15 protein-coding genes are annotated in these 13,052 nt (G+C 36.3%); 4 read left to right on the top strand and 11 right to left on the bottom strand.

The annotated features are described in order from the left end of the window. Positions 1-27: 27 nt before the first annotated feature. The 3 genes from AC0608_RS03765 (at position 28) to AC0608_RS03755 (ending at position 1,825) form a co-directional block, all read left to right on the top strand. Positions 28-738, top strand: coding sequence for a CoA transferase subunit A (locus AC0608_RS03765; protein WP_478288506.1), 711 nt, complete (start codon positions 28-30; stop codon positions 736-738). Positions 739-767: 29 nt separating this feature from the next. Next, on the top strand, positions 768-1,046 hold the full coding sequence (locus AC0608_RS03760) for a four helix bundle protein (RefSeq protein WP_478288167.1): 279 nt from the start codon (positions 768-770) through the stop codon (positions 1,044-1,046). Positions 1,047-1,165: 119 nt separating this feature from the next. Beyond that, positions 1,166-1,825, top strand: a complete 660-nt coding sequence (locus AC0608_RS03755) for a CoA transferase subunit B (RefSeq protein WP_417958978.1) — start codon at positions 1,166-1,168, stop codon at positions 1,823-1,825. Between the two features lie 101 nt (positions 1,826-1,926). On the opposite strand, the gene AC0608_RS03750 is transcribed toward AC0608_RS03755, so the two are convergent. From AC0608_RS03750 to hemA, 11 genes are all read right to left on the bottom strand, one after another. Beyond that, positions 1,927-3,366 (bottom strand): nucleoside recognition domain-containing protein, encoded by a 1,440-nt coding sequence (locus AC0608_RS03750; protein WP_478288166.1) that lies wholly within the window; start codon positions 3,364-3,366, stop codon positions 1,927-1,929. Positions 3,367-3,500: 134 nt separating this feature from the next. Further along, positions 3,501-4,214, bottom strand: coding sequence for a 3'-5' exonuclease (locus tag AC0608_RS03745; RefSeq protein ID WP_478288165.1), 714 nt, complete (start codon positions 4,212-4,214; stop codon positions 3,501-3,503). Positions 4,215-4,286: 72 nt separating this feature from the next. Beyond that, a complete protein-coding gene (locus tag AC0608_RS03740) occupies positions 4,287-4,757 on the bottom strand; it encodes a methylated-DNA--[protein]-cysteine S-methyltransferase (RefSeq protein WP_417958975.1) in 471 nt (156 codons plus the stop codon). A gap of 244 nt (positions 4,758-5,001) precedes the next feature. Continuing rightward, complete coding sequence (locus tag AC0608_RS03735; protein ID WP_478288164.1) at positions 5,002-5,388, bottom strand: c-type cytochrome; 387 nt, start codon at positions 5,386-5,388, stop codon at positions 5,002-5,004. A 38-nt stretch (positions 5,389-5,426) separates the two neighbouring features. Continuing rightward, entirely contained in the window at positions 5,427-5,936 is a 510-nt protein-coding gene (locus tag AC0608_RS03730; protein ID WP_478288163.1) for a DinB family protein, read from the bottom strand. A 3-nt stretch (positions 5,937-5,939) separates the two neighbouring features. Continuing rightward, a complete protein-coding gene (gene hemB, locus AC0608_RS03725) occupies positions 5,940-6,932 on the bottom strand; it encodes a porphobilinogen synthase (RefSeq protein WP_417989684.1) in 993 nt (330 codons plus the stop codon). 118 nt (positions 6,933-7,050) lie between these two features. Further along, entirely contained in the window at positions 7,051-7,959 is a 909-nt protein-coding gene (gene hemF, locus AC0608_RS03720) for an oxygen-dependent coproporphyrinogen oxidase (protein WP_478288162.1), read from the bottom strand. Between the two features lie 69 nt (positions 7,960-8,028). Then, positions 8,029-9,054 carry a uroporphyrinogen decarboxylase gene (gene hemE, locus AC0608_RS03715; RefSeq protein WP_478288161.1) on the bottom strand — a complete coding sequence of 342 codons (1,026 nt, stop codon included), beginning with the start codon at positions 9,052-9,054 and terminating at the stop codon, positions 8,029-8,031. 22 nt (positions 9,055-9,076) lie between these two features. After that, positions 9,077-9,760, bottom strand: coding sequence for a uroporphyrinogen-III synthase (locus tag AC0608_RS03710; protein ID WP_478288160.1), 684 nt, complete (start codon positions 9,758-9,760; stop codon positions 9,077-9,079). After that, positions 9,760-10,680 (bottom strand): hydroxymethylbilane synthase, encoded by a 921-nt coding sequence (gene hemC, locus AC0608_RS03705; RefSeq protein ID WP_417989855.1) that lies wholly within the window; start codon positions 10,678-10,680, stop codon positions 9,760-9,762. The genes AC0608_RS03710 and hemC overlap by 1 nt, the downstream gene beginning before the upstream one ends. Beyond that, positions 10,677-11,933 (bottom strand): glutamyl-tRNA reductase, encoded by a 1,257-nt coding sequence (gene hemA, locus AC0608_RS03700; RefSeq protein WP_478288159.1) that lies wholly within the window; start codon positions 11,931-11,933, stop codon positions 10,677-10,679. The genes hemC and hemA overlap by 4 nt, the downstream gene beginning before the upstream one ends. A 228-nt stretch (positions 11,934-12,161) precedes the next feature. On the opposite strand from hemA, the gene AC0608_RS03695 reads away from it, so the two are divergent. Then, positions 12,162-13,037 carry a helix-turn-helix domain-containing protein gene (locus AC0608_RS03695; RefSeq protein WP_417958966.1) on the top strand — a complete coding sequence of 292 codons (876 nt, stop codon included), beginning with the start codon at positions 12,162-12,164 and terminating at the stop codon, positions 13,035-13,037. The last annotated feature ends 15 nt before the right edge of the window (positions 13,038-13,052 follow it).

Here is a 13,052-nt window from a genome sequence, read left to right as displayed (position 1 = left end):
GTTTCCATCTGGGCTAAAAAACAAAATATGATCAACAAAAAAGTAAATACCGTTCATGATGCCCTTCAGGGAATTGAAAACGGAATGACCATCATGCTTGGCGGTTTCGGATTGTGTGGTATTCCAGAAAATTCCATTGCTGAACTTGTAATTAAAGGAACTACTAATTTAACTTGTATTTCTAACAATGCCGGGGTCGATAACTTTGGACTTGGGTTGCTTTTACAAAAGCGTCAAATCAAAAAAATGATTTCTTCTTATGTAGGAGAAAATGCCGAATTTGAACGCCAAATGCTTTCTGGAGAACTTGATGTAGAATTGATTCCACAAGGAACTTTAGCAGAGCGTTGTCGTGCATCGCAAGCAGGAATTCCTGCCTTTTTCACGCCAGCCGGTTATGGAACAGAAGTAGCTGAAGGCAAAGAAACACGGGAATTCAACGGAAAAATGCACATTATGGAAGAGGCTTTCAACGCTGATTTTGCCATTGTAAAAGCTTGGAAAGGCGATACAGCAGGAAACTTAATTTTCAAAGGAACGGCCAGAAACTTTAACCCAAGTATGGCTGGAGCAGCAACAATTACCGTTGCCGAAGTAGAAGAATTAGTCGAAGCAGGCACTTTAGATCCAAATCAAATTCATATTCCAGGCATACTGGTCAATAGAATTTTTCAAGGTGATACGTATGAAAAAAGAATTGAACAAAGAACGATTCGTGCAAAAAATGAAACAGTTTAGCAATTTTTCAATATAACAATTAATAAAAAATGGATAAAGAGAATATCGTTGTCACTAAATCCATTGATTTTGCATTAGGCATTATAGCTTTTTGTGAAATATTAGAAAATAAACACAAATATATTGTTGCCAATCAATTATTAAATTCAGGAACAAGTATAGGCGCTAACATTCATGAAGCACAAAATGCAGAAAGCAGAGCGGATTTTATTCATAAAATTAAAATTGCTGCCAAAGAACTAGAGGAAACAAAATATTGGCTTTTGCTTTGTGAAAAAGCATCCTCATATCCTTTTAAGAAAGCCTAAAAATTCAAATTAATGAATTAGGATTGATAGTTTACAAAATCCTAACCACTAGTAAAAATAATAAGTAACAATTTTCAAAATTGATATATTGTTACATTTATAAATTCATACTTTAAGAAATGGCTTTAGATAAAAATCAAATTGCAAAACGCATTGCAAAAGAATTAAAACACAACTATTACGTCAATCTCGGAATCGGAATTCCAACACTTGTTGCTAATTATGTTCCAGAAGGAATAGATGTTGAATTTCAAAGTGAAAATGGTGTCTTGGGTATGGGTCCCTTCCCTTTTGAAGGTGAAGAAGATGCTGATATCATTAATGCCGGAAAACAAACGATAACCACCTTACCGGGCGCCTCTTTTTTCGATTCAGCTTTGAGTTTTGGAATGATACGCGGACAACACGTTGATTTGACAATTTTGGGAGCTATGGAAGTGGCCGAAAACGGAGATATCGCCAACTGGAAAATCCCTGGTAAAATGGTCAAAGGAATGGGTGGTGCAATGGATTTAGTGGCTTCTGCTGAGAATATTATTGTAGCCATGATGCATGTCAACAAAGCTGGTGAATCAAAAATACTTAAAAAATGTACGTTGCCATTAACTGGTGTAGGTTGCGTTAAAAAAGTAGTTACTGAATTAGCCGTTTTAGAAATTACTCCAAAAGGTTTCAAACTACTGGAACGTGCACCGGGTGTAACCGTAGAACATATCATCGCCTCTACTGAAGCGGATTTGATTATAGAAGGTGAAATTCCGGAAATGGTTATTGAGTAATCCGAGTCTTAAAATACAAAAAACCACAATCTCTAATACACTGAGATTGTGGTTTTTTTGTGTTTCCACCCAAAAATCAAATCACTTTAAAATTTTTATTTTTAGAAAAACCAAGTCGCCACAAAAATAGCCGTAATCACACAAATCAAATCGACTATAAGCATTGTTCCCAGGGCATAACGCGTGTTTTTAATATTTACGGAACCAAAATAAACGGCTATCACATAAAACGTACTTTCGGCACTACATTGAAAAATACTACTCAATCTTGCCGTTAAGGAATCAGCACCAAAAGTATTCATCGAGTCAATTAAAAATCCTCTTGATCCAGCAGAACTAAAGGGACGAAGCAACGCAACCGGTAAAGCATCTGTAATTTGCTTACTTACGCCCATATTAGAGAAAATAAAAGCGATCCAATTGCTAATAATTTCAAATAAACCACTGTTTCTAAATAACGAAATGGCTACAAGCATGCCCAATACATAAGGAAAAATAGTCACGCCAGTTTTTACACCGTTATTAGCACCTACTACAAAGGTCTCAAAAACGGTTGTGGATGCTTCTGTAAATTTCTTCTCATTAACAAAAGAAAAAATTAATGTAAAAGCAATAATTCCAATTAATATTAAAGCAGAAAGATTAGACGTAAAATAATTTTTCCCAATTAAGTCTAAATGATTTACATACATCAACAAACCAATAATTCCGGCTATTAATGTTATCAACACGATAACTAAAGAAGCACTTTTGAAATTAATTTTCTGTTTAATTCCAACAATTAAAAAGGCTGCAATCGTACCGATAAAAGAAGTAATGATACAAGGCAACATCACATCTGCAGGATTACTGGCATTAGCCGCAGCACGATATCCTATAATAGATGTAGCGATCAAAGTAAGACCTGAAGCGTGCAAACACATAAACATAATCTGTGCATCGCTGGCCTTGTCTTTATCTGGATTTATTTCTTGTAAACTTTCCATCGCTTTTAGACCAAAAGGAGTTGCAGCAGAATCTAATCCTAAGAAATTAGCAGCAAAATTTAAAGTCATATAAGAAATGGAAGGATGGTTTTTAGGAATACTCGGAAACACTTTTACAAAAACAGGACTCAATGCTTTAGCCAACTTTCCAGAGGCTCCGGAAATGATTAAAAGTTCCATCAATCCACAGAAAAAAGCCAAATAAGCCATCAGCGGAAGGACTAAATCTAGCAAAGTACTTTTGCACGTTGGCAGTAAACCATCTGATTTTTGAACACCACTATATATTTTTACGGTTTTGTTTTTATAAACATAAGTCGTATCCGCATTTAGCGTATCCCGATTGATAATCATGGTTTGTTCGGGTGCTTTTTTGATACTGTCTTTAATAAAAGCAGGAAGTTCTTCGGCAAATTTCTCCGAAATCAGAATTGGATCATCTTTCTTTCCATTTAAAACGTGGTCAATAGTATAACTGTCTCCCGAAAACAAACTAAACACTACAAATACAATTGCTGATATAAAAATGACCAACCAAAATCTACTCAATACCATAATCTATAATTTTTGTAAATGTAAAAATTTAAAAAGTTTAACCGCAAATTCGCTAATAAAAATAAACCAGGAATAAACCAGGAATAAACATTTCGATTCGCAAAATATCCAATTTGCGAATTGGCGGTAAATTATCACACATGAATTATTTCATCCTCAATCAACAATTCTTCTCTGCGCAATCTAAGGAAAATCTGTGCTACGGCAATGGTGTCTTTTTCACAATAAGTAACAATGCGGTCAATGTCCTTGTCTACATAAAACACATGTCCTACTTGACTGCCGTCGATATCGCCTTTTGGCGAAGGAATTCCAAGGACTTTACACATCAATTTTAAAGACGTATAGTGTTTATAATCGCCAAATTTCCATAACTCTAAGGTATCTAAATGTGGGATTTCCCATGGTTTTTTTCCAAATAAATTCAGTTTGTTCGGAATAATAATTTGGTTGATTATCATGCGTCTGGCAAGGAAAGGAATGTCAAATTCCTTGGCATTGTGCCCACACAAAACATGTTGTGGCTGATTGAAATGAGTATTCAGCAAATTATTAAAATCCAACAATATTTTCTTTTCTTCTCCAATGAAAGAAGTCACCCGAAAATTCCGAATATCGCCTTTGACGGTAAAATAACCCACCGAAATACAAATGATTTTCCCAAACTCAGCCCAAATTCCAGCACGGTCGTAAAAATCCTCGGGTGTGTATTCGTCTTTGCGCTGGTATTGCGTCTTGTGTTCCCAAAGGTCTTTCATTTCCGCATCCAGAGCATTGAAATCTTCAGCTTCTGGAACAGTTTCTATGTCCAGAAACAGTATGTTATTGAGGTTTATTTTTTCTATCATATTTATGGCACGTTGATGACGCTAATTTTAGGTATTTTCTTAAACGAATATAAGGAATTTATTGAGAGACAACTAAAACAAACTTTGCTGTGTCGTTGGATTCTCGTGTTCTAACAACCATTTTTTTCGCCACAAACCGCCTGCATATCCTGTAAGTGATCCGTCTGTTCCAATAACTCTATGACAAGGAACAACAATCCAAAGCGGATTTTTCCCGTTGGCAGAAGCTACGGCTCTAATGGCTTTTACATCACCCAAAATTTTGGATTGTTCGAGATAGGTTCTGGTTTTCCCATAAGGAATGTCCAATAAAGATTTCCAGACTTTTTGTTGGAAAACAGTTCCTTTTGGATTGAGCGTAAAGTCAAAATCGGTTCTCTTTCCCTCAAAATACGCATTGATTTGGGCAACTGCATCCTGTAAATTTGTTGGAATTGTACTTGAAATTTTTCCTTCATCAGCAACTGAAATTACAGATATTCCATTTTCATCGCCTGTTATTGAAGCGATTCCCAGAGGTGTTTTGATGTATGCTGTTTCCATATTTTAAAGATAAAAAAATTACCCACATTGTTCCTAAAGAAGTAACAAAGTTCATGAATAAATACGCTCAAGACATTTTAACATAAAAAAACCACTCGCAGAGACGAATGGTTCTTGTATGTTAGCCCCTAGTAGCGGCATCTCCCGATTTAGAAAAAGAGGGCTTTTAGCCGTAGTTTTTATTTAGCGGGAATACAGCGGATGACGGGATTAGCTCCAGATACTGATACAAGTTCAGTATAAATTATTTCAAATTTGAATATACGTAAGCTTCTAAGGCTTTCAATTCGTCATCAGACATGGCTTTGGTAACAACGAAGTTTGTTTTCATTACTTCATATTGGCTTGGGTCAACAATAGGCTCGCCTTCGCCTTTTAAAAACGTTACGATACTTGCGTTTTTATCTTTATAAATCTTAGCGATATCCTGCAGACTTGGCCCTATCACTTTCTTGTCTACTTGATGACAGGCCACACAATTTCCTTTTCCTTTGAAAATTTCCTCTCCTACTTCCTCTGGAGTTTGCGCAACTTCTTCAGTAGTAGTTGGGTATAAAGGTTCTTTTTTGACTTCTTCTTTTTTACAAGAAGCTAAGGCTAAAACGGCAAATAAAAACAACGTCTTTCTCATGTTAATTTCTTTAATTGTAGGTGTCTGAATGGCTAGAATTACCATCCAATATAGTTGGGTGGCTGAATTTGATTCAGATTCAAATATACTAAAATTTGTGCTCTGTGATGGGTAACATGGTCTTGCATCAAATTAAGAATTTGTAATTTTGATTTAGAACCAGCAAAAAACTCCACTTTTTGAGATAATTCTTCATCATTGGTTTTTTGAATAACTCTTTTTGCTGTGTCAAAAGAGGTCTTTATTTCTTGGATTATTTGTGCTTTTGAAAGCCCTTTTACGGTCTCTTTTTTCACATATTTCTCGTCCGAAAAATAAGTAGTGTTCAACCAATTCATATTATCTTGTATGTGAAATAATTGTTCTTTAAAGGACATTTCACGGGTTGAAGGTTTATAATCATATTTATCTTCCGGCATGGCTTGTGCAACGGCTACTAAATAATCTTTGGAATTATCCCATTTCTCAATAAAAGTAGAAACTACTTCCGCTTGTGCAAAAATGCTATTGGAAAGCAATAAAACCGTTATTATAAAATATTTTTTCATGTTCTATTTGTTAAGAAGTATTGCAGCTTCTTTCGCAAAATAAGTCGAAATTAAACTGGCTCCAGCCCGTTTGATGCACATTAGTTGTTCCATCATAATTTTATCATGATCTAACCAACCTCTTTCGGCTGCGGCTTTGATCATCGCGTATTCCCCTGAAACATGATAAACGGTTACCGGAACATTCACCGCATTTTTCACTTCTCGAACGATGTCTAAATAGGCAATCCCTGGTTTTACCATGACCATATCGGCACCTTCTTCTACATCCCACAACGCCTCTTTGATGGCTTCAATGCGATTCGCATAATCCATTTGGTATGTTTTTTTATCTGTAGGAATATTTTCGCCGTCCACTGGTGCACTATCTAATGCATCACGGAACGGCCCATAAAAAGCAGATGCGTATTTTGCCGAATAACTCATAATGCCTACATTATGAAATCCGGCAGCATCAAGACCTTCTCGCAAACGCAGGACACGTCCATCCATCATATCCGATGGCGCTACAAAATCGGCTCCGGCTTGCGCATGAGAAACAGCCATTTTTACTAAGGCTGCGTTCGTTGCATCATTTGTTACATCTCCGTTTGCAATAATACCGTCATGGCCATAAATAGAATAGGGATCCAAAGCCACATCAGGCATTACAATCATTTCTGGACAAGCTGTTTTAATGGCACGAATGGCATTTTGCATTAATCCATCTTGATTCCAAGCTTCTTTTCCTGTATTGTCTTTTAAATTCTCACTTACTTTTACATAAATATTCACCGCACGAATGCCTAAATCGAATAATTCTTTGATTTCTTTTACGGTTAAATCGATAGAACGACGAAATATACCTGGCATGGAAGCAATTTCTACTTGTACATTTTCGCCTTCAGCGATAAACATAGGAAACATAAAATCCGCTGGACTTAAACTGGTTTCACGAACTAAACTTCTTATGGATTCATTCGTTCTTAATCTTCTGCCTCTGTGTAATGGGAACATATGATTTATGATTTTAGATTAGCGATTGCTGATTTATGATTTAAAACAAATTGGTGATGACAGAAAATCTGACCCAAGCGACAGCGAATTGGCCAAGCAAATCAAAAATCGTTAATCATCAATCTGCAATCCAATTTTTTGGTGATTCTAATACTTTCAATAATTTTTCTTCTTCGCTTCCCGCTTCCGGATGATGATCATACACCCACTGCACATGCGGTGGTAAACTCATTAGGATACTTTCGATTCTTCCGTTGGTTTTTAAACCAAATAAGGTGCCTTTATCGTGAACCAAATTAAACTCTACATAACGACCGCGACGGATTTCCTGCCACGTTCTTTGTTCTGGAGTATAAGGCAACTCTTTTCTTTTTTCTACAATTGGGACGTACGCTTCGAGGAAACTATTGCCCACTTCGGATACAAAATTAAACCAATTATTCATAGAAATGGTTTCCGTTGCTTTGCAATAATCGAAAAACAAGCCTCCAATTCCACGTGCTTCGAGACGATGCGCGTTCCAAAAGTAGGCATCACATTGTTTCTTGTATTTTGGATAAAACTCCGGATTGTGTTTATCGCAAGCCGTTTTACAGGTTTGATGAAAATGGATGGCATCTTCTTCAAACAGATAGTACGGTGTTAAATCCTGCCCGCCACCAAACCATTGCTGGATTACATTTCCGTTGTCATCGTACATTTCGAAATAGCGCCAATTGGCATGAACCGTAGGTACCATTGGGTTTTTTGGGTGCAAAACCAAACTCAGTCCGCAGGCAAAAAAATCGGCTTCACCCACATTGAACATTTTTTGCATGGCTTCCGGTAATTTCCCGTGAACGGCCGAAATATTAACCCCGCCTTTTTCGAAAACTTTGCCGTTCTCCATCACGCGTGTTCTTCCTCCTCCGCCTTCCGGTCGTTCCCAAAGGTCTTCGCGGAATTTGGCTTGGCCTTCAACTGCTTCCAATCCTTTACAGATTTGGTCTTGAAGGTTTTGTATGTAGGTGTAAAATTGTTCTTTCATTATAAATTAGTTTTCAACAGCAGTTTTTTAATTCCAATAATAGAAACTGAAAATTGTCACTGTGACTGACTACTGATTGTATTCTTTCACTGCGTCAATAAATGCCTTCGCGTGATCCACAGGAATATTTGGTAAAATTCCGTGGCCTAAATTCACGATGTATTTATCTTTTCCGAATTCGTCAATCATTTCATGTACCATTTTCTTAATCACCGGAATCGGTGACAACAATCTTGATGGATCAAAATTTCCTTGCAACGTAATGTTTCCACCTGACAAGTATCTGGCGTTTCTTGGTGAACACGTCCAGTCAACACCTAATGCAGAAGCTCTACTTTTCCCCATTTCATTTAATGCAAACCAACATCCTTTTCCGAAAACAATTACCGGAGCATCATCAGCCAATGCTTCAATGATTTGATTGATGTATTTCCAAGAGAATTCCTGATAATCAACTGGTGAAAGCATTCCGCCCCATGAGTCAAAAATTTGAACGGCGTTTACTCCCGCTTTTACTTTTTCTTTCAAGTACATGATAGTAGTGTCCGTAATTTTTTGCAATAAAACATGAGCAGCTTCTGGATGTTGGAAACAAAATCCTTTGGCCATATCAAAACTTTTAGAGCCTTTGCCTTCCACGGCGTAACACATAATTGTCCAAGGAGAACCAGCAAAACCGATTAATGGCACTTCATCATTAAGCATTTCTTTGGTCAATTTGATCGCGTCAAAAACGTACCCTAATGTTTCATGAACATCTGGAACGATAACTTTCTCCACATCCTGAATGGTACGAATTGGATTTGGTAAAAACGGACCAAAATTTTCTTTCATCAATACTTCAATTCCCATCGCTTGCGGAATTACTAAAATATCCGAGAATAAAATAGCCGCATCCGGAGCAATCCTGCGTATCGGTTGTACGGTAATTTCAGCAGCTAATTCCGGAGTTTGACAACGGGTAAAAAAATCATACTTGTCACGCAAAGCGATAAATTCCGGTAAATACCTTCCCGCTTGACGCATCATCCAAACTGGTGGGCGTTGTACTGTTTCTCCTTTTAGTGCTCTTAAAAATAGGTCGTTTTTGATCATGTATTTAAATTTTAGCAGATTGCTAGATGCTTTCCGGTGTATAATATTCAATAACTTCCAAAATCACCTCTTCGATAGTTGGTGTTTCGGCAATTACGATGTTTTTAATTTTCTTTGATTCTAATGCTGATGCTGTAGTGGTGCCTACGCAAAAACAAACTTCATTCTTGATTTTATTATTTGTCAAATAACTTTCAACGGCAGACGGGCTAAAAAACAGAATTCCGTCAAAATTTTCTTGGTCTGATATTTTAAAAGGCGCAAGTGTTGTTTGATAGACTTCGATTTCGTTAAAAGTTATTCCGGCACTTTTTAATGCTTCAGGCAAAGTTTCTTTTCGCAAATTTCCGCTCAAAAAAGTATAGCTTTCCTTATTGTAAATTAAAGTGATTATTTCGGCTAATTCAAATGCATAATCCAAGTAAACATCAACTGTAAAGCCATGCGATTCGAGTAATTCTTTGGTTTTAATCCCTACACAAAAAACAGGCTTCGTCTTTAAAACTTCCCAACCGTTTTGTTCGATCAAACTTAAAACAGCATTTTGGCTACTAAAAATCAAGTTGTTGTTGATGGTATTCAGTTCAAAAAGGTTGTTTTTTATTTCGATAAAATCTTGTTCTAAAAGATCAAAATTAGCATCAATAAATACTTGCCTTTGTTCTGCCGACAATGTTTTAGTGGATAAAATACTTGTTTGGCTCATTATTTCTTCAAATTATTTTTAATTTCTATCATCAATTCTACTCCGCCATTCTCTAAAATTTCTTGGGCTGATGCAAATCCTAATTTTTTCCATTCTTGTAAGGGAACCGTTTTTTCTATTTCGATTTTTTGCTTGCCATCAATAGAAAATAAAACGCCCTTAAACACTATTTCATCTTCTATAAATACTGCCAAAGCGCCAATTGGTGCCGTACAACCCCCTTCGAGCGTTTTTAGAAACTGTCTTTCGATATGAGTACATACTTCCGTTTCGATATCATTTAATTCTGAAACGGCTTCTCTGCAAAACTCATCATTGGCCATGGCTACAATCACCATAGCGCCTTGAGCCGGCGCCGGAATCATCCAGTCAAGATCGATATAATTGGAAGGTTTCAAGTTGATTCTTTCCAATCCTGCTGCTGCAAAAACAGCTCCATGCCAATCGCTGTCCTGCAATTTCTGCAATCGCGTATTGACGTTTCCACGCAAATCGACTACATGGTGATTGGGGTATTTATTAAGCCATTGTGCTTGACGACGCAAACTTCCTGTCGCAATTGTACCTTCTCCATTAAGAAAATCAAGGTTTCCTTTGTGTACTAAAATATCTAACGTATTCGCTCTTTCCAGAACAGCTGCTTGCACAATTCCTATTGGCAAAGCCGTAGGAACATCTTTCATGGAATGCACCGCAATATCAACCTGACCATTAATCATGGCGATATCCAGTGTTTTGGTAAAAATCCCTGTGATTCCTAATTCGTAAAGTGGTTTATCGAGAAGAAGATCTCCTTGTGATTTTACCGCTACAATTTCGGTTTTATAGCCTAAATCGTTTAATTTTTTTTCGACAGTATGGGCTTGCCAAAGCGCGAGTTCACTATCGCGCGTTCCTATGCGTATGGTTTTATTCATTATTTTGTAGTCACTCCAATTTTAAAAACTTTTTCAATCCATTCGATACTTTCATCCACCATAGTATCGTCATCTTTCAAATGGTTGGCAAAGTGTGTCGTTATTTTTTGGATAATTCTGTTACTGATAATCTCCGCTTGCTCTTCATTGAAATTTGAAATTTTCTTACTTTGAAAATCCAATTCAGATGTTTTTATCGCATTCAGCTTTGCTTTTAACGCATTGATTGTCGGTGCAAATTTTCTGCCTTTGGTCCACGTAGTAAATTCTTCTTTTATTTCTTCTATGATTGCTTCTGCTGCAGGAATGTGTTTTTTTCTGTTTTCTAAAGTTTCGTCTGTTAGTTGCGACAAATAATCCATGTGAATTAGTGTAACGCCTTCAATCTCTTCCACATCCTGATGTACATTTTTGGGAATGGATAAATCCAAAATTAAAAGCGGTTTCTTCAAGTTAAGAATGGCTTTATCAATCGTTGGATTTTGGGCCCCTGTTGCAACCACCACAACATCTGCATTTTGCAATTCGAGATGCAATTCCGAATAATCTTTTACAATTAAATTCAATTTACCGGCTAGCTTTTCAGCTTTGGATTTGGTTCTGTTAATTAAAGTAATATGTTCGTTTTTCGTATGCTTCACTAAGTTTTCACACGTATTACGGCCTATTTTGCCAGTACCAAACAAAAGAATATTTTTATTCCCGATGTCTTCTACATTCTTAAATATATATTGAACAGCGGCAAAAGAAACCGAAGTCGCTCCTGAACTAATCTCCGTATCGGTTTTTATTTTTTTACTAGCTTGTATAACGGCATTTACTAATCGTTCCATAAAAGCATTGGCTAAACCCAACGATTTTGATTGGGAAAATGAATTTCTTATTTGGGCAATAATTTCGAAATCACCTAATATTTGGCTATCTAAACCTGTTCCTACGCGAAATAAATGACTAATCGCCTCTTGGTTTTTATAAACAAAGCCTACTTTTTGAAATTCTTCAACAGAACCTTGACTATTCTCGCAAATTAATTTGATTAATTGGAACGGATGTTCCGCGTACCCATAAATTTCAGTACGGTTGCAGGTAGATGTGACTATTAAACTTTCTATTCCTTCATTCTTAGCTTGTTCCAGTAAACGCGTTTTTGCAGCAACGTCTAAACTAAATTTACCTCTAATCTCAGCATCCGCTTTTTTATAGCTCAATCCAACTGCGTAAAAATAGTGATGCTTTAATGTTTTATTGTTTTCCATATTTGCACTTTTCCAGAAAGTGGGACAAAATTATGACTATAGTACTTATAAAAGTAACGCTAGAAGTTCTTTTTATGTCGTTAAATGTTTTTTTAGTTCTAAATGCTTATTTAATAGTAAAAAAATCTATTTTTGTAGTGAAACCACGTTGTTTAAAGCGCTCTATTTAGAGTTGTTCTAAATAAAATGACTTGACAATTATCATTTTCATATCAAAAAAATATCGCTATGGGTTCTCAGGAAATTATAAAAATTGAGGATGATTTCACACTCATTCGCTTTCAGAACGACAGCATCGATTCCTTTAATGCGCAACGGGAAGTGGGCAGCGGTTTGATACAGTTTCACTTTGGATTAAAAGGGAGTGCCAAGTTCATCTTCAACCAAGGGAATTATGCTTTGGAATTAAAAGAAGAAAAATCATTGCTTTTATACAATCCTCAGAAAGAATTGCCTTTAAATCTGGAGTTAGCGCCAAATTCCTGGGTGATTTCTGTAATTATTTCGATTAAAAAATTCCATGCTTTGTTTTCGACAGAAGCAGATTACATCACATTTTTAAGTGCCGATAATAAGGACAAAAAATACTATAACGAAGGAAATATCAGTCCCTCGATGGCCATTGTTTTATCGCAATTGTTTCATTACAGTTTGCATCCGTCTATAAAAAACCTGTATTATAAAGGGAAAGGATATGAATTATTGAGTTTGTATTTCAATAGAACTGAAGATCCTAATGCAGAACAATGCCCGTTTTTAATAGATGAGGACAATGTCATGAAAATTAAAAAAGCCAAAGAAATTATAATTGCTAATATGGCAGAACCACCTGGATTGCAGGAACTAGCAGATGAAATAGGTTTGAATCTAAAGAAGCTAAAAATGGGTTTCAAACAAATCTATGGAGACACCGTTTATGGGTTTCTGTTTGACTACAAAATGGATTTTGCCCGAAAATTGCTCGACAGCGGTTCCTATAATGTAAATGAAGTGGGGTTGAAAATTGGCTACAGCACCGGAAGTCATTTCATAGCAGCATTTAAAAAGAAATTTGCTACCACGCCAAAGAAATACTTGATGTCGATAAATCCAAATATGCCATAAACAATTGATTTCTTA

The organism is Flavobacterium sp. GNP008 (assembly GCF_056428965.1).
This window is presented reverse-complemented; position numbering and strand designations above follow the sequence as displayed.